The 23,734-nt window shown below is 61.2% G+C and carries 23 protein-coding genes and 1 riboswitch; of the genes, 9 read left to right on the forward strand and 14 right to left on the reverse strand.

The window, feature by feature from the left end:
• The first annotated feature begins 100 nt into the window (after positions 1–100).
• From AC061P_RS02715 to AC061P_RS02745, 7 genes are all read left to right on the forward strand, one after another.
• Positions 101–874 (forward strand): lysophospholipid acyltransferase family protein, encoded by a 774-nt coding sequence (locus AC061P_RS02715; RefSeq protein ID WP_480391770.1) that lies wholly within the window; start codon positions 101–103, stop codon positions 872–874.
• Positions 875–1,109: 235 nt separating this feature from the next.
• Positions 1,110–2,474: a diguanylate cyclase gene (locus AC061P_RS02720; protein ID WP_480391771.1), complete on the forward strand. Its 1,365-nt coding sequence runs from the start codon at positions 1,110–1,112 to the stop codon at positions 2,472–2,474.
• 315 nt (positions 2,475–2,789) lie between these two features.
• On the forward strand, positions 2,790–3,650 hold the full coding sequence (locus tag AC061P_RS02725; protein ID WP_449648316.1) for a hypothetical protein: 861 nt from the start codon (positions 2,790–2,792) through the stop codon (positions 3,648–3,650).
• A gap of 45 nt (positions 3,651–3,695) precedes the next feature.
• Positions 3,696–5,120 (forward strand): D-alanyl-D-alanine carboxypeptidase/D-alanyl-D-alanine-endopeptidase, encoded by a 1,425-nt coding sequence (locus AC061P_RS02730; RefSeq protein ID WP_480391772.1) that lies wholly within the window; start codon positions 3,696–3,698, stop codon positions 5,118–5,120.
• Positions 5,121–5,143: 23 nt separating this feature from the next.
• Positions 5,144–5,728: an isochorismatase family protein gene (locus tag AC061P_RS02735; protein WP_449648314.1), complete on the forward strand. Its 585-nt coding sequence runs from the start codon at positions 5,144–5,146 to the stop codon at positions 5,726–5,728.
• Positions 5,721–6,263, forward strand: a complete 543-nt coding sequence (locus AC061P_RS02740) for a hypothetical protein (protein WP_449648313.1) — start codon at positions 5,721–5,723, stop codon at positions 6,261–6,263. The genes AC061P_RS02735 and AC061P_RS02740 overlap by 8 nt, the downstream gene beginning before the upstream one ends.
• 1 nt (position 6,264) lies before the next feature.
• Positions 6,265–7,065 carry a TrmH family RNA methyltransferase gene (locus tag AC061P_RS02745; protein WP_449648312.1) on the forward strand — a complete coding sequence of 267 codons (801 nt, stop codon included), beginning with the start codon at positions 6,265–6,267 and terminating at the stop codon, positions 7,063–7,065.
• 86 nt (positions 7,066–7,151) lie between these two features.
• Here AC061P_RS02745 and AC061P_RS02750 read toward each other — a convergent pair whose 3' ends face one another.
• From AC061P_RS02750 to AC061P_RS02810, 13 genes are all read right to left on the reverse strand, one after another.
• Positions 7,152–9,023 (reverse strand): ABC transporter ATP-binding protein, encoded by a 1,872-nt coding sequence (locus AC061P_RS02750; RefSeq protein WP_449648311.1) that lies wholly within the window; start codon positions 9,021–9,023, stop codon positions 7,152–7,154.
• Positions 9,024–9,181: 158 nt separating this feature from the next.
• Positions 9,182–9,541, reverse strand: coding sequence for a DUF202 domain-containing protein (locus AC061P_RS02755; RefSeq protein ID WP_449648310.1), 360 nt, complete (start codon positions 9,539–9,541; stop codon positions 9,182–9,184).
• A complete protein-coding gene (locus AC061P_RS02760) occupies positions 9,538–9,918 on the reverse strand; it encodes a YidH family protein (protein WP_449648309.1) in 381 nt (126 codons plus the stop codon). The genes AC061P_RS02755 and AC061P_RS02760 overlap by 4 nt, the downstream gene beginning before the upstream one ends.
• 102 nt (positions 9,919–10,020) lie before the next feature.
• Positions 10,021–11,010 (reverse strand): hypothetical protein, encoded by a 990-nt coding sequence (locus tag AC061P_RS02765; protein WP_449648308.1) that lies wholly within the window; start codon positions 11,008–11,010, stop codon positions 10,021–10,023.
• Between the two features lie 138 nt (positions 11,011–11,148).
• On the reverse strand, positions 11,149–11,622 hold the full coding sequence (gene ribH, locus AC061P_RS02770) for a 6,7-dimethyl-8-ribityllumazine synthase (RefSeq protein WP_449648307.1): 474 nt from the start codon (positions 11,620–11,622) through the stop codon (positions 11,149–11,151).
• Entirely contained in the window at positions 11,619–12,914 is a 1,296-nt protein-coding gene (gene ribB / locus AC061P_RS02775) for a 3,4-dihydroxy-2-butanone-4-phosphate synthase (RefSeq protein WP_449648306.1), read from the reverse strand. The genes ribH and ribB overlap by 4 nt, the downstream gene beginning before the upstream one ends.
• Entirely contained in the window at positions 12,911–13,534 is a 624-nt protein-coding gene (locus tag AC061P_RS02780) for a riboflavin synthase (RefSeq protein ID WP_449648305.1), read from the reverse strand. The genes ribB and AC061P_RS02780 overlap by 4 nt, the downstream gene beginning before the upstream one ends.
• A gap of 2 nt (positions 13,535–13,536) precedes the next feature.
• Positions 13,537–14,589, reverse strand: coding sequence for a bifunctional diaminohydroxyphosphoribosylaminopyrimidine deaminase/5-amino-6-(5-phosphoribosylamino)uracil reductase RibD (gene ribD, locus AC061P_RS02785; protein WP_449648304.1), 1,053 nt, complete (start codon positions 14,587–14,589; stop codon positions 13,537–13,539).
• Between the two features lie 100 nt (positions 14,590–14,689).
• A riboswitch (FMN riboswitch) is annotated at positions 14,690–14,844 on the reverse strand.
• A 67-nt stretch (positions 14,845–14,911) separates the two neighbouring features.
• Positions 14,912–15,667, reverse strand: a complete 756-nt coding sequence (locus tag AC061P_RS02790) for an HAD family hydrolase (protein ID WP_449648303.1) — start codon at positions 15,665–15,667, stop codon at positions 14,912–14,914.
• A 19-nt stretch (positions 15,668–15,686) separates the two neighbouring features.
• Positions 15,687–16,253, reverse strand: coding sequence for a GNAT family N-acetyltransferase (locus AC061P_RS02795; RefSeq protein ID WP_449648302.1), 567 nt, complete (start codon positions 16,251–16,253; stop codon positions 15,687–15,689).
• Positions 16,253–17,263 (reverse strand): tryptophan--tRNA ligase, encoded by a 1,011-nt coding sequence (gene trpS, locus AC061P_RS02800; RefSeq protein ID WP_449648301.1) that lies wholly within the window; start codon positions 17,261–17,263, stop codon positions 16,253–16,255. The genes AC061P_RS02795 and trpS overlap by 1 nt, the downstream gene beginning before the upstream one ends.
• Before the next feature lie 12 nt (positions 17,264–17,275).
• Positions 17,276–18,136, reverse strand: a complete 861-nt coding sequence (locus AC061P_RS02805; RefSeq protein WP_449648300.1) for an exodeoxyribonuclease III — start codon at positions 18,134–18,136, stop codon at positions 17,276–17,278.
• Between the two features lie 59 nt (positions 18,137–18,195).
• Positions 18,196–19,299, reverse strand: coding sequence for a YihY/virulence factor BrkB family protein (locus tag AC061P_RS02810; RefSeq protein ID WP_480391773.1), 1,104 nt, complete (start codon positions 19,297–19,299; stop codon positions 18,196–18,198).
• Positions 19,300–19,353: 54 nt separating this feature from the next.
• Between AC061P_RS02810 and ptsP the strand changes: the two genes are divergently transcribed.
• Positions 19,354–21,000, forward strand: a complete 1,647-nt coding sequence (ptsP, locus tag AC061P_RS02815) for a phosphoenolpyruvate--protein phosphotransferase (protein WP_449648509.1) — start codon at positions 19,354–19,356, stop codon at positions 20,998–21,000.
• Here the strand turns inward: ptsP and AC061P_RS02820 are convergent.
• Positions 20,997–21,695, reverse strand: coding sequence for a flavodoxin family protein (locus AC061P_RS02820; RefSeq protein WP_449648298.1), 699 nt, complete (start codon positions 21,693–21,695; stop codon positions 20,997–20,999). The genes ptsP and AC061P_RS02820 overlap by 4 nt on opposite strands.
• A gap of 238 nt (positions 21,696–21,933) precedes the next feature.
• Between AC061P_RS02820 and AC061P_RS02825 the strand changes: the two genes are divergently transcribed.
• Positions 21,934–23,544, forward strand: a complete 1,611-nt coding sequence (locus AC061P_RS02825) for a sigma-70 family RNA polymerase sigma factor (RefSeq protein ID WP_449648297.1) — start codon at positions 21,934–21,936, stop codon at positions 23,542–23,544.
• The last annotated feature ends 190 nt before the right edge of the window (positions 23,545–23,734 follow it).

A 23,734-nucleotide genomic window follows, 5' to 3' on the forward strand; every position in this document is an offset into this window, starting at 1 on the left:
GATTCTGACAGGCGGCTCCACCAGAGTGCAGCTCGTCGCCAGTTCGCCGATTTCGAGGCTTGTCAGGCAAGCTCCCATGCCCGTCTCTTAAACTCGGGTTATGAAGTACCGAAATGAGCCGATCTATACCGCAGCGATTGGCGCTGGTCGCGCAATGTTTGGTGCCCTCCGGGTGCGTCGCACCGTTATCGGGGCGGAGAATATGCCCGATACGGGCGGTGCCGTCATAGCGATGACCCACTTTGGGTATCTGGAATTTGCTCTCGTCGAGTGGGCGACCTGGTTGCATAACCGCCGCCGCATCCGCTTCATGGCGAAGAAGAGTGTCTTCGACAAACGGGTGGTCGGGTCATTCATGCGCAACATGAAGCACATCCCGGTCGATATGAAGGCGGGAGCAAGCGCATATGCCGCGGCCGTGTCAGCACTGAAGTCTGGCGAATTGATCGGAGTCTTTCCCGAAGCCGGGGTGAGCGCATCATTCACGATTCGTGATTTCAAGACTGGCGCCGTGCGATTGGCCGCTGAAGCCGGGGTGCCCCTCATTCCGCTCGCGGTGTGGGGTGGGCAACGCCTCATGACCAAAAACCGCAAGATCACACTGCGCGAGCGAATCGGTGTTCCCATCATGATGGTCGTCGGTGAGCCCATCATGGTGTCGGTTGCGGATGACGCGAATGCCGCAACCGCGCAACTCAAGGCAACCATGGAACGTCTCCTTGAAAAGGCGCAACAGAACTATCCGCTTGAGGGAACCGGGCAGTGGTGGCAGCCACGCCAGCTCGGGGGAACAGCCCCGACCCCAGAAGAGGCCGCGGCAGCCGATGCCGAACGCGAAATGCGCCGGGCTCAGTCTTCTCGCAATCGTCGATAGTCGAGCAATGCCCTTGGGGTGTGCCCCGTCCCCAACTGGGGCTACCCGTGTGGATGAAATCACCAGCAGGTCTGCTTAGGATTAGGTTAACCAACGACATGCGATTCCGGCGCGACTCTACAGAGATGACCGCGTTCGCATCCATCTAAACGGCATACCCGGTGTGAACCGGCGATGCTACGCCACGGAACCTCACAAAGGTTGGCCGGGTTATTGAACTGAAACTTTATTTGTCATGCGCAAGAACGTCCCCACTGCTAAATCCGTTGCGTTTACTGGCGCCGCTGAGGCTGCTATCGAAGTCTTCGATCGCGACAGGACAGTAGCGCCGGTTGCTACCACGTCGCCAGGGGGCGCCGTACGAAGCTGGCTTTCCTCATTCGTTCTGCGCGCGGGCGTCGCAGCGGGAGAGAGACGTGCTCGGGATCTTCCGAGCCCCACCGACCATCCCAGCGGGCACGCACGGGGCGCGAACAGCCAGAGGTTGCTCCTCGTGGGGTCTGGACCAGCAGTTGGTTGGGGGGTCACCAGTCACGAGCTCGCCCTGCCCGGTGCCCTCGCCCGTGCCCTGTCGAATCTGACCGGGCACGGCTTCACGGTAGATGTCATCGCGGATCCGAGTATGGATGCTGCCAGCGCTCTCGATGCGATGACATCCGTTCCCTCCCATCGCTACGACGCTGTGATTGTCACGGTCGGGGTAAACGACGCTCTGACTCTTACGCCGCCGAGGCAGTGGAGAAGCCGGATACGCGAAATGATGGATGGATTTGTGGCCAGTTTCCCGATGGATTCGCCACTTTTTGTTGTGGGCATTCAGCCCATCGAGTCCATCCCCCTCTTTAGCGCCAGGGTTAGCGCGATAGCTGATGCTCATGCGCGCCTTCTCAACCAGGCGACTGTGGATCTGACATCGCTCGAACCACGTGCCGTGTACCTGCCGCTGCAGCCTCCTTCCGCTCAGGATTCTCCCCTAAATGACGACCGATATCGGACAGGGCAGGAGTACGCGCGTTGGGCATCACAGCTCGCCCCCGAGATCGTCGACCATCTTGGTGGTGCTCCGCGCGACACCCGTGATACCGGCACTCCGATTTCGGGGGAGGAAAGTGCTCGCCAGCTCGCTGTCGACCTTCTCTCCGCTGCTCCTCACGACAATGACCTCACTCTCAGCCTTAATCGCATTGCCACGCTAGCGAAAAGCGCGTTTCAGGCCCAAACGGCTCTCATTACCGTCCTCGGCCCAGACTCTCAATGGAATCTTGCCCAATCCGGCCCTGAGCTGGGGGAAGTGCCACGCAACGTTTCGCTCTGCGAAACCACTATCCAGTTCGGCGACATCTTCGTCATCCCTGACACGCTTGCGGATGCGCGTTTTCGCGATAATCCGCTGGTAACTTCCGGCCCCCAGATCCGCTTCTATGCAGGATTTCCGATAGAGGCGCCCTCCGGCGTCCGGATTGGGGCTCTCTGCGTCATAGACACACGAGCCCGGAGCCACGACGGCGACCTGAATGAGCCGCTGTTGCGAGAATTGGCCCTCATGGCTCAGCGGGAACTCTGGCGACACTTGCGTGCAGACGGGCCGTCTGAATCATGATCCGCAAAGTTCACGATGCGGTTGTGGACGCTCAACTAAGGCGACCTAAATAGCGAAAGCCCGCTCTTCACGCTCGAGCAAAGTCGTGGACTCGGCCCGATTTGGGTCAACTCGCAGTCAAGCTCCTCATGCTGAATTTGGGCCACGGACCTGTCCCCCAAAGGGAGGATAGAAGCGTCACCCAGACCCCCCATTAACGGGTATTTCCGCATGTTTCCGGGGTTTTTTCCTTGCAAATCGGGAACTTCACGCCTAGTTTTGGGCCTAGGACGCAGGGGGAACTGCGTCCAATCATTCGTCTGGGGGACGATTTTCATGGGGAGAGTTCCGTGGTTAACGGCGGCATTTACTGTCGTACTTGTTGGGGTAGTTCCATTCGTCGGGGGAGGCGGACCGGGTCTCACTGACAGCGCAACCGCAAACGCGGCAGCACGCTCACCGTTGTTCGCATCGACCGCAACTGGTCCGATCGAACAATCGACGACCGCGATTGCGATCGCCAGCGTTGAACGTGTCACTGAAGCATCATTGGCGGCAGAGCTTAAATCAGAAGCCAAAGCGCTCACCGTCGACTCTGAGCACCTCGCGCAGAAGGCAGTGCCCAAGCCGAAGCCAATCGTCGTTGCAGCGGCAATCGGAGGCAGCGCATCCATCGCTCAAATTCGTGCAGTGTATGCCGCAGCCGGCCAGTCTTGTCCCGGTAACGTTGGTGGTGGCGTACCTGGTGCACCAAGCCGCAGCTCATCGCAGGGTGTACCCGGCACTACATCGGGCGACCTTGCATCCTTCGCCTACACCTATAACTCGATCCGCGTCGCTAACTGCTTGCAGCCAATCGCGCTGTCGAAGTTCCGCTACGACTCCTGCATGGAAGAGCGTCTCTTCTGGATGGCGGAGTCGCCAAGCTCGAACCCGCTCGACGCTTGGGGTCACATGGGAAGCACACGTGCCGATGGTGTTCCTTCGCGCGGTTGTGACGGAAACCTCGCAGGAGGTTCAGGAAACAGCGGAGCGACGGTGGCATCCAAGTGGTGGGCATCCAGCTCGCACCGGGCATCGCTTTACCGCCCGGGTGCCAGCACCGCAGGCGCTTGTATCGCTTTCGCTATGACGCACGGTGGAATCGATGAACCATACAGCTTCACCCGCGCCGCAGCACGATGGACGTGGTGCTAGGCCCACTCGCACAAGCTGATTCGGGCATCCGGGTACTATAACCGGGTGACTGAATCAGCTAGCAGTGAGCCGAAGGCGCCAGGAGGAATCCGGGCGTTGTTCGCCAAACACCCCACCGCATTCACGGTGACGGTCGCGGCACTAGTTTTTGTACTGCTTGGAGTTGGAGCAGTATTCGCCGGAATTTCGGTTGGCTCCGCCAACTCGGCAGATGATGTCACCCCAGACGAAGTCACTGCTGAGCAGCGGAGCCAACCGGATGTTACACCCGCGGGAACTACGGTGCGCACTTGTTCAGTAGAAAACTTTGCGACAGTAGCAACTTTTCCCAGCCTGGTTGGCATAGTTACGGATGCCGCAACGGGTGAGGCGCTGTGGAGTCGCTCAGGAAAAGAAGCGGCAATCCCCGCGCACATTGTGACCGCATTTACGGGCGCTGCCGCCCTGCAAGCACTCGGCCCTGACACTCGGATCAGTACGAAAGTGATCGACGGCTCGACACCGGGAACCATTGTTTTGGTGGGTGGCGGAGATCCGACACTCGCGACGACGAACGCGTCGTTCTACCGCGATGCCCCTCAAATTTCCGATCTGGCCTCGCAGGCTATGACACGTTATGACGAGCTTCACCCGGCGACACCCATCACGCAGATCGTGCTCGATTCCACGCTGTGGAACTCCAGCGACGCGTGGAACGCAGACTGGCCGGAGCGGGAGCGCACAGGCGGATATCATTCCGCGGTGACCGCTCTCATGGTGAATGGCGATCGGGCCGATCCCACAATTGCGATCAGTCCGCGCGGCACTGACCCCGTACAGTCTGCCGGCGAAGCGTTCGCGCAGGCCGCCGGACTTCCCGCTGTCTCCTTCACCAAAAGTGCCGCCGTTGGCAGCACTGTTCTTGCTGAAGTGAAATCGCAGCCGGTGAGCATTCTTGTGGAACAAATGCTGCTCAGCGGCGATGACTCCCTCGCAGAGTCTTTGGCACGACTTGTCTCCAAGAAGCTCAATCTCAACGGGTCGGCATCCTCCCTCACCCAGGCGCTCTCTAGCGCTCTGACAGATGCTGGACTCGAAGACACCTCGACGATCACCATCGCCGACGGCTCGGGTCTCAGCCCCAAGAATCAGGTACCGCCGGTATTTGTCACGCAGTTCATGTCTGAGGGCGCCTCGGGGAATGGGGCGATTGCCGCCGTCTTCGCGATGCTGCCGGTTGGCGGTGAGAGCGGTGACCTGTACAACCGCTTTGTGGGGGATTCTGCTGCGGCATCCGGTCAGGTTGTAGCGAAGTCAGGTTGGACTAATCAAGAACATTCGCTCGGCGGTGTCGTGAATGCTGCAGACGGCACTGAGTTGGCGTTCGCGTTTTATGCGATCGGCGAGGGCATCTCGAGCGACGCTCGCACTGCGCTCGACAATCTCGTCGCCGGGGTTTACGCGTGTGGAAACAATCTCTCCAACTACTAGCGAGAGCAACCTAGACTTGAAGTGTGGTTGCCGCACTGTTCATTATTGACGTTCAAAACGACTTCACTGAGGGCGGGGCCCTCGGCGTTGCGGGTGGTGCTGCCGTCGCGGCCGATATCACCACGTATCTGTGGGCACATGCGCAGCACTACGCCGTGGTGGTTGCTTCCCGCGACTGGCACGATGCGAATAATGACAACGGTGGCCATTTTGCGACCGACGCCGAACCCAACTTCGTCGACACCTGGCCTGTTCACTGTGTCGCTGGCACTACCGGTGCCGAGTATCATCCGGCGATCAACACCGGGCAGATTACTGTTCATGTGCGCAAGGGGCAGGGCGTGCCTGCGTACTCAATCTTCGAGGGCGTTACGGACGACGGTGAGCCTGTGCCTGCCCTGCTCGATCGCCTAGAAATCGACAGAATTGATGTTGCGGGAATTGCGACTGACTATTGCGTGCTCGCCTCAGCGCTGGATGCCGCAGCCACGGGCCGTGAGGTCCGAGTGCTCACTGATCTGATTGCGGGAGTTGCGCCGGAGTCGAGCGCTGCTGCTCTTGAGACGATGAGTGAGGCGGGCATCACGCTTGTGTCCGATGATGAGTGACGCCGAAGAGCTGACCCTTCCTGGCTTCATCGCCGAATCGGAGGTGCTGCCTCCGAGCAAGAATTTGGGGCTGCGGTTACTTGCTGTTCTCATCGGTCTTGGGCTTCTCATCGGACTCTCGGTCGCCGGCGGCGCTGCGGTTCTTACCGCAATCTGGCCTGACCGCGCAGGGATGTGCGATGCCTCAGCCGGACCATGCAGCGACCTCACTATTGAACAGATTTCCTCGTTCTCGGGAATCGATCTGCCGTCGACGGCAACGATTGACGCCGCCGAGTATGAGCGGGTGGATGGCACCGGGCTGCTTTCCGCAACCGTTGTCTTGAGCGCTGGCGAGGTGGATCCACTACTCAATGGTGACTATCGGGTGTCTCCAGCACTCTCGTGGGCGTCGGAAGCGGATGCGCTCAGGCTCGACAATTTGGTGCTCTACGAAGGTGTCGATTCCCTTACCGGGCCCGGCTATGAAGCGGCCAGTGGTCAGCGTGCCGATGGCAGCACCGTTATTCTCATTCGCACCGCTCGGGTCATCTAGAGTGCCGATTATTGCCGTCACCGAGCTCAGCGATCCGCGGCTTGCTGACTATTCGCACCAGACCGACGTTGCTCTGCGCAAGGCGAGAGGAACTGAACACGGCCTCTACCTCGCTGAGTCGTCGCTCGTGTTGCAGCGGGCGCTCCGCTCTGGCCATCGCGTGCGCTCAGTGCTTGCCCTCGACACTTCCGTAGAAGAGATCGTTGAGCTTGTCGGCGACGACGTACCGGTCTTCACGGGCGGTGGATCGCTGCTCGCCGAACTGACAGGCTACGTGCTGCACCGCGGAGTGATCGCGTCGATGCATCGCCCGCCCCTGCCGACTCCCGAGGCTTTGCTGACGGATGCTCGCCGCATCGTCATTCTCGAAAACGTCGTTGATCCCACCAACGTCGGCGCGATCTTCCGCTCGGTCGCCGGCATCGGGGCGGATGCGGTGCTCGTCACCGAGCAGTGCTCCGACCCGTTCTACCGGCGCGCAATCCGTGTCTCAATGGGGACCGTGCTGCAGGTGCCGTGGACCCGCATCGGCAACTGGACTGACATTCGTACGCTGCTCACGGCATCCGGATTTCAGATTGCGGCGTTAGCGCTCGAAGACGGTGCGGTGTCGCTGCGTGACTATGCGGCGGATGCTCCCGCGAAGGTTGCGCTCGTGCTCGGCACCGAGGGCCACGGTCTCACCTGCGAGGCTATCGCTGCCGCTGACACGATCGTGCAGATTCCGATGCGTCACGGCATCGATTCGTTGAATGTTGCCGCGACCGCTGCGGTCGCGATGTTCGCGCTGGCGGTGGAGTAGCGGCTGCGGCAGACCTGCACCGGCAGCACAGAGCTGCGGCGCACTAGCAGGCGGGCGCACGGCCGAAGCAGTACACCCGCGAGCCGCTACACGAGCAGTTGGTGCTTGGCGAGGTCCTTGTAGAGCGGGGTCGACTTCACGAGTTCGGAGTGAGTGCCGACGCCAACAACCTTGCCCTTGTCGAGCACGACGATCTGGTCGGAATCAACGACCGTCGAAAGGCGGTGGGCGATCACGATGAGGGTGCGGTTCTCGGCAACAGCGTCGATGGCTTCGCGGAGCATCTGCTCGTTGAGCCCGTCCAAGCTGGAGGTCGATTCGTCGAGCAGCAGAATCGGGGGAGCCGCGAGCAGCGTGCGGGCGATCGCGAGACGCTGACGTTCTCCACCGGAGAGCATTACTCCGTCTTCGCCGACCGCGGCATCCAAACCGGCAGGGTTGCGGTCGAGCACAGCGGTGAGGTTCACGGCAGCGATGACCTTGATGCATTCTTCGTCGGTCGCGTTGGGGGCACCGATCAGTAGGTTCTGGCGGATGGTGCCCGCGAGCACGGGAGCGTCCTGTTCGACGTAGCCGATCTGCGCGCGCAGCTCTTCACGGTTAAGACCGCGAAGGTCGTCGCCGCCCAGACGCACAACGCCACCCGTTGGGTCGTAGAAGCGTTCGATGAGGGCCAAGATGGTGCTCTTGCCGGCGCCCGATGGGCCAACAATGGCGGTGCGCTCGCCACGGTTGACGGCGAAGCTAACTCCGCGCAGAACGGTGAGGTCGATTTCTTCGCCTGTGGGTTCGGTGCCGGCGTGCTTGAGTTCGGCCAGTTCGGTTTCAGCTTGTACAAGTACCGAATCGCGGGGGTACGAGAATTCGACGTTGTCGAAAGTGATCGCGGCATCCAATTCGACGCTGGCGACGGCAACGACGTTGGCATCTGACTCGAGCTCACTGGGCAGCTTGATGATCTCTTGGATGCGACCAAGGGCACCAAGAGCCTGGTTCACGGCAGTAATCGCGCCGAAGGCTTGGCCGAGCGGCATGATCATGAGGAAGAGGAACAGGATGAACGCCACCAGGTTCGCGACCGTGATCGCACCGCTGGCGACACGGTAGCCACCAACGCCGAGCACGACCAGGAACGAGACCTGCAGAGCGATCCCCGCGATCGGAACAACGAGGGCCGAGATCTTCGCAACGCTGATGCCCATCTTCCAGGCACCGAGGGCATCCTCGTTCACAGCCTCAATTTCACGTTCAGTGGCGTTGGATGCTCGCAGCGTGCGAACCGCAGAGATGGCGCGTTCTACGGCAGCCGCCAGATCGCCGACCTTGCGCTGGGCCCGCTGGCTCGCAATCCGGATGCGCTTCGACAACGTTGTGACGGTGACAACGGCGATGGCAACCACCAGCACGGTGAGGCCGAGCAGCACGGGGTCGATGATGAGCATCGCGATGAGTGCACCAACGAAGGTGATGGAACCACCGATTGCCTCGACGAGTCCTTGCGTGAGTACAGCGCGCAGCAGGGTCGTATCGCTGCCGACGCGCGAGACGAGGTCACCGGTGCGGCGACGGTCGAACTCTGAGATGGGGAGATTGAGCATCCGACTCACTAGACGGCGACGGCTGGAGAGCACGACACCTTCACCGGTGCGCTGGAGGAGGTAGTGCTGATAGCCGCTGATGAGGCCCGAGACGACGACGAGACCGACGAGCAACCAGACGAGCGTGCCGAGCGATTTGTTTGCCTCGACGATCGTGATGACTTGGCTGACGAGCAGGGGTTGAGCCAGCGAAGCGCCGGCGCCGAGGATGCTCAGGATGATCACAAAGATCAAAACTTTGCGATGTTCCAGGAGGTAGGGAAACAGTTCGCTGAACTTGGCGCGAGGGCCGTCATCGGCGTTGTCGCGTGATGCAGAACGTCCGCGACGAGGAGCAGAGGTGTGTGAAGTCGAGCTCATGAGATTTCTCGTTGTCCCAAAAATGTAGGGCGAAGGTGCCGCGGAAAATCAGCGACATCGGCATCAGCAATCAGCCTCTAAAACACTAAGCCTTCTGTCTGGGCGCTGCGTACAACATCCGGTGTATCTGTGGACCGGTTGCTACTCCCCGGAGAGCGCTAGGAGGCGAAGAAGATCCCGATCACGGCGAACACCGCACCGAGGATGGCAAGCACAAACACGGCCAGCGCCCAGAGAAAGAGCGGTGCCGCGCTTGCCAGACGAATGCGGTCGGTGGATGCCTGCACCAGTGTCGTATGCACGGCGCGGTATCTACGGTGCCCGACCCAAAACAGCACGGCGGTCATGATGAGGCCGAGAGCGGCAACAGCGTAGCTTCCGATGCTCACGGTGTTGAGCAGGAGCCGGGCAGAGACCAGCGCGGCAATGGCAAACGACAGCACGGTGCGTTGCCAGGCGAGGGCGGTGCGTTCCGCTTGCAGGCCGGCATCGAAGGGGCGGTCGAAGGCGCGCGTCACTGGAGGAGGGTACCGATCGCGAGCAGCAGCCCGGCCACGACAACGCCGCCGCCGATGGGGCCAGCAAGATTGGGGGAGGGCAGCGGGCGTCCGAGACGCAGCGACTGCTCGGCTTTCATCCAGCCGAACCACGCCTGCATCGGCGCGAGTACGCCCAACAGAATCAGCAGCACGGATGCGCCCAAACGGAACCCCGGAGCGATCGGCAATACGAATGCCTCCAGCGCCACACCCGCAGCGATCAGCGCGAGGGCAGTGCGGATCCATGCCAAGAACGTGCGCTCGTTCGCCAGGCTGAAACGGGCATCCGGTTCTGTGCCGACTCCGTAGACGCGGCGCGGAAAGCGGCGAGGAGGCGGCTGTACTGGTTCGGTCACGAGCGATCCTTCATGCGTCGAGCCTAGCGTCTGGCTTCCGGGTCATCCCCGGTTGCGAAGCTTTCGGAGGACGTGCGGCTCAGCCTTAGCCCTGTGAAGCGGCTAGTGGTCGGGAGTGGTCTTCGCGGAGCTCGAATACAGCCACAGCGATCCAACCGCGATAAGCAAGACCACGGGCACAGCGGAATTAATGCTGCCCTCCGCCAACCAGCCGACCCACCCTGGTTCGATCCCTACCGACGCGCCAACCTTCGGTCCCCTCAACGGACCAAGTAGGAACGAAACAGAAAGCAGCAGTATTGTCGCGGAGCTAAACCCCACCACTAATGCCACCCGGAATCGTCTGAGCCTGTTTTTCGCCGCCACGGTCAGTAAGAACGTCACAATGGTGCTCAGCACAGCGATCGCAATCATCGGCAGGAATGGGACGGTGGATGAGGAAACTGCCGTCACCATATTGTTGAGATCGAGAATTGCGCCCAGCTTTCGGGCTACAACCTGAGCGCTGAGCAAGCCGATGATGAAGACGAACACCACTCCGAGCAGCATCCCGTAGATGCCCCAGGCTGCACTTCTCAGCGGGATGTTAATGGGCCTCGGCATTGACGCTGTTGCGTCACGATGTGTGGGCTTGGGGCTTTTGGAGTGCAGCCATAGCAAGCCAACAGACAGAAGAAGTACTAGATGAACGGCGGAGCTGCTCCCTCCGCGATTCAGCCAGCCTTGCCATCCCGGCGCTACGCCAATCATTGGGGTTTCCGGCGTCATGCCGGTGGCAGCGAAGGCGAAAGACGCAATGATGAGGAGCAGTGTCGCGGCGCTAAAACCGCTCGTGAATGCCATCCGCGAGACAGCGGAACGGTTTCGCATGGCCACGGTAAGGGAAAAGACAACCGCGGCGCTCAGCACCGCGAGGGCGCCCATCATTAGGTAAGGAACGCGTGGAGTAATAATCGAAGCAAGGGAATTGTTGAGCGCATACTGCGCGCCGGCCGCAAGCCCCGACGCTTGAATCGTGAGGAGGCCAGCGACCAGTACGAACACCGCACCAGTTGCGATTCCACTGATTCCCCACGCCTCGCTCTTCTTCAAAGAATCCCCTTAGCACTTTGCGGCAGAACTAGGCATCCGGCAGGTACGCCCGGACTACCGAGCCATCGAGTACTAAAGCTTTCATCAATTTCAGTGGGTTGCAAGCGTGAGGGGCGGGGAACCGACCGGCCCGGACAGTTACTCCCCGCGAAGCTGCCTCAATAGCACCGCGGTCGCGATAGCGGCGTTGGCGGCTTCTTCGCCCTTGTCCTCTTTCGAGCCTTCTAGCCCAGCACGATCGAGGCCCTGCTGTTCGTCGTCGAGCGTGAGCACGCCAAAGCCCACCGGCTTGCCGGTCAGGATCGATACTTGCGTGAGACCGCTGGTGGCGGCATCCGACACGTATTCAAAGTGGGGTGTTCCACCACGGATGATGACGCCGAGCGCAACGACGGCATCCGCCCCAGCATCCAGGGCTGCCTTGCTCGCGACGGGCAGCTCGAAGCTGCCGGGAACCCGCACTTCGGTCACCTCGGCATTCGCTGCGGCGAGGGCGCGGTGGGCGCCGGCAAGCAGCCCATTGGTGATGACCTCATGCCACCGCCCGGCGATGATCGTGACCTTGAGGCCGGTTGCGTCGGTAACAATTTCGGGGGATCCTGCGCCACTCATGAGAGGCCTTTCGTGGTGAGTCGTGCTTCATTGAGCACGGCGGTGGAGGGGAGTTGGTGACCCATGCGGTCACGCTTCGTTTCGAGGTAACCCTCGTTGCTGGCGCCAACGCCCACAACGAGCGGCACGAGATCGCCGACAATCACGCCGCGCTCTTCGAGCTGACGCTTCTTCTCGGGGTTGTTGCTGAGCAGGCTGACCGTCGAAATTCCGAGATCCTTGAGGATTCCGACAGCGGCCCCATAATCGCGAGAATCAGCAGGTAGGCCTAGGGCCAGGTTCGCGTCGAGAGTGTCGAGCCCATCTTCTTGCAGGCGGTAGGCGCGCAGCTTGTTGATGAGTCCGATACCGCGACCTTCGTGGCCGCGCAGGTAGATCACAGCGCCACCATCACGCTGGATAGTCTCGAGCGCAGAATCGAGTTGAGGGCCACACTCGCACTTGAGCGAACCGAACGCTTCACCCGTGAGGCACTCGGAGTGCACGCGCACGAGAGTGGGGCCATCGCCCGTGTGCTCGAGTGTTCCTGGCGCGATAAAAGCCACGTGGTCGGCGCCCGTCGAGTTATCGCGGTAGGCGCGAACGGTGAAGGAGCCATGCACGGTCGGGATCGTCGTCTCGACTTCGAACTGCACGCGACTCATCTCCGGGATCGGTTCGATCGGTGCCGGGATGGTGTCGCAACGGTTCTCTTCGAGCCACCGCATGAGCTCTAGGATCGTGATGACGAGCACATTCTCACGGGCGCCGAATTCGATCAGCTCGGGCAGGCGCATCATCTCGCCTGAGTCGAGCACAATCTCCGAGATCGCCGCAACGGGGCGCAACCCGGCGAGCTTCATGAGGTCGACGGATGCTTCGGTGTGGCCGTCGCGCTCACGCACGCCACCATCGACCGCGCGCAGCGGCAGGATGTGGCCGGGGCGGTGCAGGCTTGATGGCATCGAGAGCGGATCGGCCAGCACTCGCAGGGTGTGAGCCCGGTCAGAGGCACTGATGCCGGTGCTGAGACGGTTCGCGGCATCCACGGAGACGGTATAGGCAGTGCCGCGGGGGTCTTCGTTCACCGACACCATCGGTGGCAGCGCGAGTGCGTCAGCGATCTCGTTGGTCATCGGGGCGCAAATGAAGCCCGAGGAGTGGCGGACCATCCAAGCAATCCATTCTTGGCTGGCGAGCTCGGCGGAGATGATGACATCGCCCTCGTTCTCGCGGCCCTCATCGTCAGCAACGATGACGGGGCGACCAGCGCGGATCGCTTCAATGGCCTGGGGGATGGTGGCGAGGCTCATGACCCGCTCCTTTCGTGACGCTGATCAGCGTCGGTGAACTCCGCCATCCGGGCCACATGGCGCGCCAGGATGTCTGTTTCGATGTTGACGGAGTCGCCCACAGCGAGCGCTCCCAACGTTGTTGCGGTGAGAGTTTCGGGAATCAGCGAGACCTCAAACCAGTCGCGCCCCACAGCACTCACCGTGAGCGAGACGCCGTGCACCGCGATCGAACCCTTGCGGGCAACCAGCGGGGCCAGCTCTTCGGTAAGGCTGAAGCGCAGGATGCTCCAGCTACCCTCATCGGTGACGCTCAGTACCGTGCTCGTTCCGTCGATGTGGCCCTGCACGATGTGGCCGCCGAGGCGATCGCCGACCTGCAAGGCGCGCTCGATATTCACGCGGGCGCCGGCAGCGAGCGAGCCAAGCGTGCTCATGTCGAGGGTGACGCCCATGACGTCAGCCGTGAACCAGTCGGGGCCCTTATCGACAACGGTGAGGCACACGCCGCTAACGCTGATCGAGTCACCGTGGCCGGCATCCGACACCGCATTCGGAGCGCGAACTGTCAGACGCGCACCATCATCGGTCGCCGCAAATTCGACGACATCGCCGAGCTCCTCAATGATTCCGGTAAACATGGTTACGCTCCTGTCTCTGCCGCCGGGCGGGCGACAATCAGCACGTCATTGCCCAGCGGGCGAAGTTCAGTGATGCTGAGGTCTTTCGCCTCAGCCATGGTCGATACCCCGAGCTCGCCGAGCGCCACCTTGGGGCCGCCCAACAGTTTCGGGGCCAGGTAGATGAGCAGTTCATCCGCAAGCCCCGCAGCGATGAAAGCGCTCGCGACAGTCGGGCCACCTTCAACGAAGACACGACGGATGCCCGCCTCAAACAGTTCGCTCAGTCCGGCGTTGAGGTCGCGCCCGTCAAATTGACGCAGTTTTGCGGGGTGCTGGCGCAGCTGTGCATCCGCCGGAATCTCGCGCCGACCGAGTACCACCGGCTGCGGTTGCGACTCGAGCAGTTCGCCGGCGTCGCCCCGCGCGGTCAGGCTCGGGTCATCGGCGAGTACTGTGCCCGTACCCACGACGATTGCATCGGCGCGCGCCCGTTGCTCGTGCACGTGCTGGCGGGCGGCGGTGCCGGTGATCCACTGGCTCGTGCCGTCGGCGGCCGCAGCACGGCCGTCGAGGGTGGATGCCCACTTCACGGTCACATGCGGACGCTGCAGCCGCGCAGCAGTCAGCCACGAGTGCAGAAACTCTTCGGCCTCGGCCTGGGCGACACCGGCGATCACTTCGACGCCACCGTTGCGGATCCGTTCGGCACCGCCAGCGGAATGCGGCCCAGGATCTGACACCGCATACACAACGCGGCTCACGCCAGCATCGAGGAGGGCTTGAGCGCAGGGACCGGTGCGGCCGTGGTGGTTGCAGGGCTCGAGAGTGACGATGGCGGTGAGGCCCGCAGCGTTGCCGTTGCGTGTAGAAGCGCTCAGCTTGGCGAGAGCATCCACTTCGGCGTGGGGAGTGCCAGCACCGCGGTGCCAGCCTTCGGCCACGATCTCGCCGGCAGCATCGACAAGAACACAACCGACTTGGGGGTTGCCGCCGGTGATCGGCCCGTGGCTCGCCAACGACAGCGCATGGCGCATCAGCTTCTCCAGCTGTGCCTGCTGCTCTGGTGTGCTCATCCGGGCTCTCGTCTCGTTGGACGCGCTCCGGGAAAGTGGGTTCGAAAAACCCGCCGACCCATTCTGGGCTCCCAAATTTCGGGCACCACAGATGGTTCGGCTCGTGCTTCCTCTTATCCGGACTGAGAAATCTTGCGACTTCATTACCGTCGGTCCCGGAGTTTCACCAGGTCAACCGTTTCGAAGTTCTCACTTCGGCGCGGGTCGCGGACTATAACCGCCGGTTCGGATTCTCACCGAGCCCCGGAGCACGTTTTGCTTTGCTTAGTCTACTCAACGCGGCTGGGCAGAAAGTATTCCCACGAAATGTGACGACGCAACGTCAGTCGAGCAGCCCGGCCAACTCATCAAGCGAGTGGATGACGCTGACGCCGCCCGCCCGAGCTTCGTCGAGCTGGTCGGTGGTTGCGCTGCGCTCGCGGTCGAGCCACACTCCGGTGAGTCCGGCGTTCGCGGCTCCCAGCGCATCCGTGGCTAGCCGGTCGCCGATGTAGACGGCGCTGGCGGGTTCGACGTTGAAGAGTCCGCAGGCGTGGTGAAAGATGCGCGGGTCAGGTTTGGTGTGCCCGAATTCGCCGCTGGCGACGAGGTGTTCGATGCGGTGGGCTATGTCGACCGTCTCTACTTTGCGCGTTTGAAAGTCGAGTTCACCGTTGGTGATGATGCCGAGGCGGGTAGCGGGGGAGCGGGCCTCGAGTGCGTCGAGGCAGGCCAGAGCATCATCGTGCAGGTGCCACGCTGCGCGGTACGCCTCGAAGTAGGTGTCGAACCAGAGGCTGGATTCGGCATCGGTGAGGGTCACGCCGTAGGGCTCGACGAAGCCGCGGGCGCGAGCTTGCCGTTGCCCTTCGAAGGTCAGTTCGCCGCCGAGGTAGCGGTGGTAGTGGTGTTCTTCGAGCGCGGTCCAGCGCACACTCTCAGCCGCGTCGTCAGGCCACACGACGCTGCCGTCGCTGGTCGGCCCCGCAGCGAACGCAGCGCCGAGTGAGCGACGGTGGTTACGAATGCCGAGATCGACGGATGCCCGGTGGGCAAACAGGGTGTCGTCAAGGTCAAAGAGGGCGACGGTGATGCTCATACAGCGACCGAAGTCAGAGCTAGACCGGCCACGGCTGGCCGGATTCGACCTCATACGTGGGGTTCTCATCCGGTGCGGTGAGGGTTGCCCACCACGACGGTGGGTGTGTTCCGCCACGGTATTCGCTCGAGGCAGGTTCGATGCCGGTGTAGATGAAGCCGAGGCTCTTTGCGATGGCAGCGGAGGCTTTGTTGCCGACGAGGGCTTCCCAGCGCACTTCGGGGCGGCCGGTCGAGAAGACCCAGCGGCAGACCTCAGCGACAGCTTCTTTCATGAAGCCTTGGCCGCGGTGCGGTTCGCCCATCCAGTAGCCGATGGTGTCGTTGTAGAGGCGAAAGCTGATGACGCCGAGCAGTTCAGGCTTGCCGGTTTCGCGGATCGCCCAAGTGTATTCGTCGTCATCTTCCCACCACTGTGCCACCAGGTTGTTGATGAAGAATTCGGCATCCGACTTCACGTAGGGCCAGGGGATCGTGAGCGTGTGCTCAAAGATTGGGTCTTGGCAGTAGGCGGTCATCAGCTCAGCATCTTCACCGGTGAGGGCGTCGAGAGTGAGGCGTTCGCTCGTGAGAGTAAAAGTTTGCATTAGCGCACCCGCGGCAGGAAGCCGATTCTGTCGTAGACGCGGTCAAGCGTCTTTTGGGCCATTTCGTTAGCACGTTCAGCGTTTTTGCTGAGCATGCGGTCGAGCTCGGCAGGGTCATTCAGTAGCTCAAGGGTGCGCTCGCGCACGGGGGCGAATTCAGCTGTCACAACCTCGGCAACTTCCTTCTTGAGGTCGCCATAACCCTTGCCCTCGAACTGCGCTTCGAGGTCGGCAATGGATGTGCCGCTAAACGTGGAGTGCAGAGTGAGCAGATTCGAGACGCCCGGCTTTGCCCCGCGGTCGAACCGAATCTCGCGGTCCGCATCCGTCACGGCAGATTTGATTTTCTTGGCCGTCTTGGAGGGCTCGTCGAGTAACCACAGCACGCCAGCATCCGTCGTCGCCGATTTGCTCATCTTCGACTCGGGGTTCTGCAGGTCGTAAATCTTGGCCGTGGCCTTCTGAATCTGAGGCTCGGGCATCACGAAGGTGTCGCCGAACCGCGAATTGAAGCGGGTGGCGAGGTCACGCGTGAGCTCGATGTGCTGACGCTGATCTTCGCCCACCGGCACAATGGCGGTGTCGTAGAGCAGGATGTCGGCGGCCATGAGCACGGGGTAGGTGAAGAGGCCAACGGAGGCGGCATCCGATCCCTGCTTTGCTGACTTGTCTTTGAACTGGGTCATGCGCGAAGCCTCACCGAAGCCGGTGATGGTGTTCAGCACCCAGGCAAGCTCGGCGTGCGCCGGAACCTGCGACTGAACGAAGAGCACCGAGTGCTCGGGGTCGATGCCACCGGCAATGTACTGCGCGGCGGTGCGACGAGTTTGGGCGCGCAGCAGCTCGGGCTCCTGCGGAACGGTGATGGCGTGCATGTCGACAACGCAGAAGACCGCGTCGTAGTTCTGCTGCATCTCGCGCCACTGCATGAGCGCGCCAATGTAGTTGCCCACGTGGAGCGAATCGGCAGACGGCTGCATGCCTGAAAACAGGCGAGGTGTGGTGCTCATGGGCTAATTCTTTCAGATGGAATAGTCAACAACGACGGGAGCGTGATCGCTCCAGCGCTCATCCCAGGCGCCGGCCTTGTCGATGCGGTAATCCGCAACGGTGGCTGCAAGCGCGGGGGTGGCGACGTGGTAGTCGATACGCCAACCGGTGTCGGTGTCGAAAGCTTGGCCGCGCTGCGACCACCAGGAGTACGGGCCGTCCACTTCTCCAGCGAATTGGCGGCCGACATCTACCCAACCGAGGCCGGGCGCGGTCGTGCCATCAACGCACTCAATGGTCTCGCCAGCGGCGCCGAAGAAGCGGTCGAAGTAGGCGCGCTCCTCGAGCAAGAAGCCGGCCTTCTTGCGGTTGCCGCGCCAGTTCTTGATGTCGAGTTCGCGGTGACCCACGTTGAGGTCGCCGACGATGAGGGCGTGGTCGCTGTGGGCGGCAAGCTCGGGCAGGCGCACGAGCATGGCCTCTAAGAACTTGTACTTCTCGACCTGCTTCGGGGTATCGACAACGCCCGAGTGAACGTAGGTGCTGACGACGGTGACGGTCTTACCGTTGACGTCGAAGTCAGCTTCGAGCCAGCGGCCAGCGCTGTCGAAGTCGTCGGCGCCGAGCGCTACGCGGTGAGCAAGAGGGGCGGATGCCGCAGAACCCTTGCGTGAGGCCAGCGCGACTCCCGCGCGCCCCTTGGCGGTCGCGGCGTCGTGCAGGATGTTCCAGCCATCGCCGAGCAACCCTTCGATGTCGGCGTCGGCGGCACGAACCTCTTGAAGCGCCAGAATGTCGATGTCACGGGCATCCAACCAGTCGCCCATGCCCTTGCGGTAAGCGGCGCGAACACCATTGACGTTGACTGATGCGATGCGAAGACGTGTTGCCATGCCTCAAGACTACCGACGCGCACTGACCGTGTGCTGCTCGCGCCCTCGAGCAATTCGCGTCACTTGCGCTTGTTGCGTTTCATCATCCGTTTGAAGGTGCGCTTGAACTTCACTTCACTCGCTCGATCACTATCGCTGCGATCCTCTGGGGTGTTCTTAGCCTCGCGACTAGCCTCGCGAATAGCCTGCCGTTCGGCCTTCTTCGCTTGAGCGTCATCGGTCGCTTTAGTCGCGGTAACCGCCCGCGGAGCATCCTCATCGCGCTTTTCACCGCTGAGGTCAAGTTCGGCATCGTCGGCACCGACGGCAATCCACGCAGACCCGATCAGGATGATCTGACAAATCAAGTTGAACCAGATCAGCAGACCGATGATTACCGCGAAAGATGCGAGAAGTGGGTTGCGGGTTGCCCCCTCGAGAAGGAAGCCTCCTCCGAACTTGAGGGCGCCGAGCGCGAGCGCCGCGATGATCGTTCCCTGAGCGAGCATCCGGAAAGGAATCTTGATTCCCGAGATCACACGGTAGAAGATTCCGAGCGTTGCCGTATCGAGAACGAGGACAATGACAAGGGCAATGATTTGCGCCCCCGCTCGTGAGGCAAACGAATTTTCGTTGATCGAGAGAAGCCCGAGTAGCCAGTTCAGCGCGGCCGAGCTGGCGATTGACGCTGCTGCGGAGGCCACAATCGCAAGCCCAAAGCCGATCGCGAGCCCGGCATCCTTCAATTTCAGAAGCAAGAAATTTGTTTGTGAGCTCTCAAGCCCGAACATTGTGCGGATCGCGCTGCGACCCGATGCGATCCAGCCCAGAGCGGTGAAGGCTAAACCTCCAGCCGCGATCGCTCCAGTGATACCCAGTATTTGAGTGTCAGCAAGGGTCTCTCGGGTGATTGCACCGTTGCCGCTTCCGTCACCGATGAGGCCCGGAATGTTCGTAGAAATGAAGTTATAGACCGCATTGAGCAGTATTGGATCGCCCTGCACAATAAAGCCGGCGACCGCAAACCCCACCCAGAGAGCAGCGAATACAGCAAAGATTGCCTGGTACGAGAGCCCGAAAGACAATAGCGGGCCAAGCTTCTCGGTGTAGTGCAAAAAAACTCGCACCGGGCGGAGGGCCAGTACCCACTCAATGGCTGGTTTCAGTCGTTGCGCAAGCTGCATCCCTCAAGAATAGCTAGGCTGTCTGTGCGTAACTCAGAGGAGAGGTCAGATCATATGGAGCTTCAGGGTGTTGGAGTTGGACGATCGGTAGCCATCGGGAAAGTCGTGCGTATGCCCGACCCGCTTCCTGAACCGAAAGATGCACGCCACTCTGGCGATGCCGCAGCAGAGAAAGAATCCGCGGCCTCAGCGTTGACGTTTGTGGCAGCAGATCTTCGTGCGCGCGCCGAAAAGGCGGATGCCGAGGCAAACGAAGTGCTCACGGCAACAGCGCTCATGGCTGAAGACCCCTCCATTCTCGATAGCGTCAACGACATCATCGATGGTGGCAAGACCGCTGAACGCGCTGTCTTTGAAGCGTTCGGCCAGTTTCGCGAGATGTTGATTTCTCTCGGCGGCATGATGGCTGAGCGCGCAACCGACCTCAGTGATGTCAGCCAGCGCGTTGTTGCCCGCCTCCGTGGTGTCGAAGCCCCCGGTGTTCCTCAGCGCGATGAGCCTTTTGTGCTCGTTGCTGACGACCTTGCCCCAGCGGACACTGCTCTTCTTGAACTCGACAAGGTTCTCGCCCTCGTTACGCGTCAGGGTGGCCCAACCAGCCACACTGCGATCCTTGCGCGCTCTAAAGCTATCCCCGCGATTATGGGCGTTGCTGAAGCTCTCGATCTTGCTGACGACACTCTGGTGATCGTGGATGCCGGTACCGGTACCATCACGACGGAACCGACCGCTGACCAGCAGTCCGCTGCTGAAGCCCGCATTGCTGAGCTCGCCGCCGCAGCTAGCGCCCCCATTACTGACGGTGAGCTCGCCGACGGCACCATGGTGCCTCTTCTTGCAAACCTCGGTACACCGTCCGAGGCTGCTCAAGCCGTTGAGCTCGGCGCTGAAGGTGTCGGACTGTTCCGCACCGAACTGATGTTCCTCGATGCCACGAGCGCACCGACCGTCGAAGAGCAGACCGCAGAGTACACAGAGATGCTGAAGCACTTTCCCGGCAAAAAGGTTGTCGTGCGTGCCCTCGATGCTGGCGCAGACAAGCCGCTCAGCTTCATGGACATGGGCGAAGAAGCAAACCCCGCCCTCGGGCAGCGCGGACTGCGCTCTCTGCGCGTTAACGAGAACATCCTGCGCGACCAACTCACGGCACTCGTCAACGCTCAGAATGCTACCGACGCCGACCTCTGGGTCATGGCCCCGATGGTGTCGGATGCCGAAGAGACCGAATACTTTGTCTCCCTGGGTCGCGAACTCGGCCTCAACACCGTCGGTGTGATGGCGGAGGTGCCGTCGCTCGCCGTGCTCGCCGATCAGATCGCCGAACGCAGTGACTTCGTCTCGATCGGCTCTAACGACCTCACCCAGTACACGCTGGCAGCAGACCGAATGCTTGGCACCCTGGCCAAATTCCAGGACCCATGGCATCCTGCAGTGCTTCGTCTCGTGAAGATGATCGGTGCTGCTGGTGCCGCCGCCGGTAAGCCGGTCGGTGTGTGTGGTGAAGCCGCAGCAGATCCGCAGCTCGCCGTCGTGCTTGTCGGTCTTGGAGTGACCAGTCTTTCTATGACCCCTGCGGCGCTCGCCGACGTGCGTGCCGAGCTCAAAACGGTAACGCTTGAGCAGGCCAAGGTGCGAGCAGAAGCAGCGATCAACGCGACGACGGGGCCAACCGCTCGCGAAGCCGCTGCGAACGCTAGCTAGCGGTACTCAGGGTTCGCGTCAAAACCGAACCGCTTGCCGTCTTTCCACTCAGCGGGCACGTTTCCTTCGGCCGGAATTCCGCCGTTGGCGTTCAACATCGTGGCTAAGTGGATGAGGTTGTGCGCCATGAATGTGGTGTTGCGGTTAGTGAAGTCGTTCTCTGGACCGCCAGATCCCTCATCGAGGTAACTGGGTCCTGGTCCGACCTCGCCGATCCACCCAGCGTCAGCCTGCGGCGGAATTGTGTAGCCGATGTGCTGAAGGCTGTACAGAATGTTGGAGGAGATGTGCTTGACGCCGTCTTCGTTTCCGGTGACTAGCGCCCCGCCGACTTTGCCGTAGAACACATACTGGCCTTTGTCGTTGGTCTCGCCGCTGTGGGCGTAGAGCCTTTCGATGATTTTTCGCGACTCTGATGACTGGTCGCCAAGCCAAATTGGTCCAGCCAGAATGAGAATATTTGCTCTCTCCACGCGCGGCCAGAGCTCGGGCCAAGCATCAACATCCCATCCATGATCGCGCATATCGGGGTACACGCCGGGGGCAATTTTGTGGTCGACCGCGCGAATAACTTCCGTCGAAACACCCGAATTTTCCATGACTCGGCGGCTCCGCTCGATGAGCCCGTCTGTGTGGCTCAGCTCGGGGGAACGCTTGAGTGTCGTGTTGATATACAGCGCTGTAAGTGTCGTCATGTGGTCTAGATTACGCGCCGGGTCTGAACGTGAACAGGTAACGTGAGCATTGCTAAGTGGGGGAAACGTTAGGGCCAGAATGACCTGTAGCCCCCAAATGGGGGCACAGATTTTTCACCAATCTGGATAGTCTGCGTCATAAAACAGGAGTTTCTCCGTCTCTCTAAATATGAAGGCAAAAATCTCCACCGCCTTCGTTCCGCAGGGAAACAGAGAGGCCCAAAAATGGATCAGGGGGATGAGCGGAATCGTGGCTCTGAAATTAACCACTTCGGACGAACAGCTGCTGGCGCAAGCACGTACGGGGGTACAAAACGCTTTCGCCGAGCTGTGGAGTCGCCACTACCGCTCGGGTATCTGTGTCGCTCGTCAGTACACGTCGATAGACGCGGACGATCTCGTGTCTGAGGCGTTCGCGCGTATTTACCAGCGTGTGCTGGCGGGCGGCGGCCCCCGGGGAGCCTTTCGCCCCTACTTGTATACGACCATCCGCAATCTCGCCTCAACATGGGGGGCAGCTTCACGTGAAGTGCAAGTGGATGAGATCGCCGACTATGAAGACCCAAGCACTATCGATGACCCCGTTACTCTCGCGCTCGACCGCACGCTCACCGCGCAGGCATTTCGTGGACTCCCCGAGCGTTGGCAATCAGTGCTGTGGTACACCGAGGTAGAAGGGATGGACCCTCACGAGGTTGCACCTATTCTTGGCATGAGCGCCAATGGCGTCGCAGCGCTGTCGTATCGCGCACGTGAGGGTCTTCGCAAGGCGCGGTTGCAGGCTCACATCAACGATGCTTCGGCATCCGGTGAATGCCAGTGGGCGATGTCCAAATTTGGTGAGCATGCCCGTCAGAGTCTGAGCGAGCGGGATTCGCGTCGAGTGAATTCTCATCTCGAGTCCTGCGCGCGCTGTGCGATTGTCTGTGAGGAAATTGACGAGGTTGGGTCACGCCTCGCACTCGTCATGATTCCGTTGCTGCTCGGTGGCGTTGCCGGTGGTGGTTTCTTAAGTGCGTTCGCGCAGTCCGGGGCAGTCTCTCTCACAGCGGCAGCCGCGCCAGCAATGCCGGCAGCGGTGCTCGGTGGAACCCACTTTGCTGGTGTCACAGCGGGGACGGCCGCGAGTGGGGCAACCGTCGGAGCGCTGCCGGTAGCTCTTGCCGGTTCACTTGCCGCTGCCGTTGCCCTCACCGGCTCTCTCGTTGTGATGGGACCTCGCGATGATGCTCCTTCGATTGCAGCACCGACTACGCAGTCGTCTGACACTCAGGGCGAAGTTAGCGCGTCAATTTCGCCGGTGAATGACGATCTAGGCGCCGGTCGTTCAGCTCCCGGAAACCTGGTCATTCCGACTGTGCCGTCGATGGAGGCTGGAACCGGGGATAGCGCAAATTCGACCGGAGGTCTCGGGGGAGTCGTTGGCGGTGTTGGCAATGCGATTGGCATTCTCGTCGACTCTGTTGTCGGCAGTATTAGCGGGGGAGCAGCGCCGGAAGGGCACACGGCACCCGGCGGGGTGGTCGGCGCCGACATCGACCTGAACCTTGCAGGAACCGCGACCCCGGGAGCACATCTCTCGTTGCAGGGGGCAGGCATTGTCTATGCGACCACGACGGTTTCAAGCAACGGGACGTTCGTTCTCACAGTCACCGGGGTTCCTGGAGGGCTCGCGTCGCTCGACCTCGTGCAAACTGTTGACCGCAATTACCTTGCGGGAATTGTCGGTGGTGGAGGACTGCTGGGTGGCATTCTTGGGAGTCTCGATGGTCTCATCAATGACCTCATCAAGCCCCTGAGCCTTTCGAGCGGAGCCAACCAGGGCATCACCATCCACTTGCTGAATTAGAGACTGCTTTTCAGTTCCCCAAAACAGTTTCAGGAATGGCGTCATAGTTCGGGCTCAACCCAGTCTCTATAGTGAGCCTCCTGAGGCTTCTGCCTAGTCGTGCGCCGTGGGTGACGCACGTTAAGCGACATCGGCCCTGTGGCTACCGCGGTAGCAACAGGGCCGATCTCAAGTCGTACAGGGAACGCCG

It is taken from the genome of Rhodoglobus sp. G.S.4 (genome assembly GCF_056619605.1).

What these genes read in the sequence shown, in the direction of transcription:
- ptsP (WP_449648509.1), top strand. Translation starts at nt 19,354, where the DNA reads ATGGAGCTTCAGGGTGTTGGAGTTGGACGATCGGTAGCCATCGGGAAA.
- AC061P_RS02820 (WP_449648298.1), bottom strand. Translation starts at nt 21,695, where the DNA reads ATGACGACACTTACAGCGCTGTATATCAACACGACACTCAAGCGTTCC.
- ribH (WP_449648307.1), bottom strand. Translation starts at nt 11,622, where the DNA reads ATGAGTGGCGCAGGATCCCCCGAAATTGTTACCGACGCAACCGGCCTC.
- ribB (WP_449648306.1), bottom strand. Translation starts at nt 12,914, where the DNA reads ATGAGCCTCGCCACCATCCCCCAGGCCATTGAAGCGATCCGCGCTGGT.
- AC061P_RS02780 (WP_449648305.1), bottom strand. Translation starts at nt 13,534, where the DNA reads ATGTTTACCGGAATCATTGAGGAGCTCGGCGATGTCGTCGAATTTGCG.
- AC061P_RS02795 (WP_449648302.1), bottom strand. Translation starts at nt 16,253, where the DNA reads ATGCAAACTTTTACTCTCACGAGCGAACGCCTCACTCTCGACGCCCTC.
- AC061P_RS02810 (WP_480391773.1), bottom strand. Translation starts at nt 19,299, where the DNA reads ATGCAGCTTGCGCAACGACTGAAACCAGCCATTGAGTGGGTACTGGCC.
- ribD (WP_449648304.1), bottom strand. Translation starts at nt 14,589, where the DNA reads ATGAGCACACCAGAGCAGCAGGCACAGCTGGAGAAGCTGATGCGCCAT.
- AC061P_RS02715 (WP_480391770.1), top strand. Translation starts at nt 101, where the DNA reads ATGAAGTACCGAAATGAGCCGATCTATACCGCAGCGATTGGCGCTGGT.
- AC061P_RS02720 (WP_480391771.1), top strand. Translation starts at nt 1,110, where the DNA reads ATGCGCAAGAACGTCCCCACTGCTAAATCCGTTGCGTTTACTGGCGCC.
- AC061P_RS02825 (WP_449648297.1), top strand. Translation starts at nt 21,934, where the DNA reads ATGAGCGGAATCGTGGCTCTGAAATTAACCACTTCGGACGAACAGCTG.
- AC061P_RS02740 (WP_449648313.1), top strand. Translation starts at nt 5,721, where the DNA reads ATGAGTGACGCCGAAGAGCTGACCCTTCCTGGCTTCATCGCCGAATCG.
- AC061P_RS02725 (WP_449648316.1), top strand. Translation starts at nt 2,790, where the DNA reads ATGGGGAGAGTTCCGTGGTTAACGGCGGCATTTACTGTCGTACTTGTT.
- AC061P_RS02790 (WP_449648303.1), bottom strand. Translation starts at nt 15,667, where the DNA reads ATGAGCATCACCGTCGCCCTCTTTGACCTTGACGACACCCTGTTTGCC.
- trpS (WP_449648301.1), bottom strand. Translation starts at nt 17,263, where the DNA reads ATGAGCACCACACCTCGCCTGTTTTCAGGCATGCAGCCGTCTGCCGAT.
- AC061P_RS02805 (WP_449648300.1), bottom strand. Translation starts at nt 18,136, where the DNA reads ATGGCAACACGTCTTCGCATCGCATCAGTCAACGTCAATGGTGTTCGC.
- AC061P_RS02750 (WP_449648311.1), bottom strand. Translation starts at nt 9,023, where the DNA reads ATGAGCTCGACTTCACACACCTCTGCTCCTCGTCGCGGACGTTCTGCA.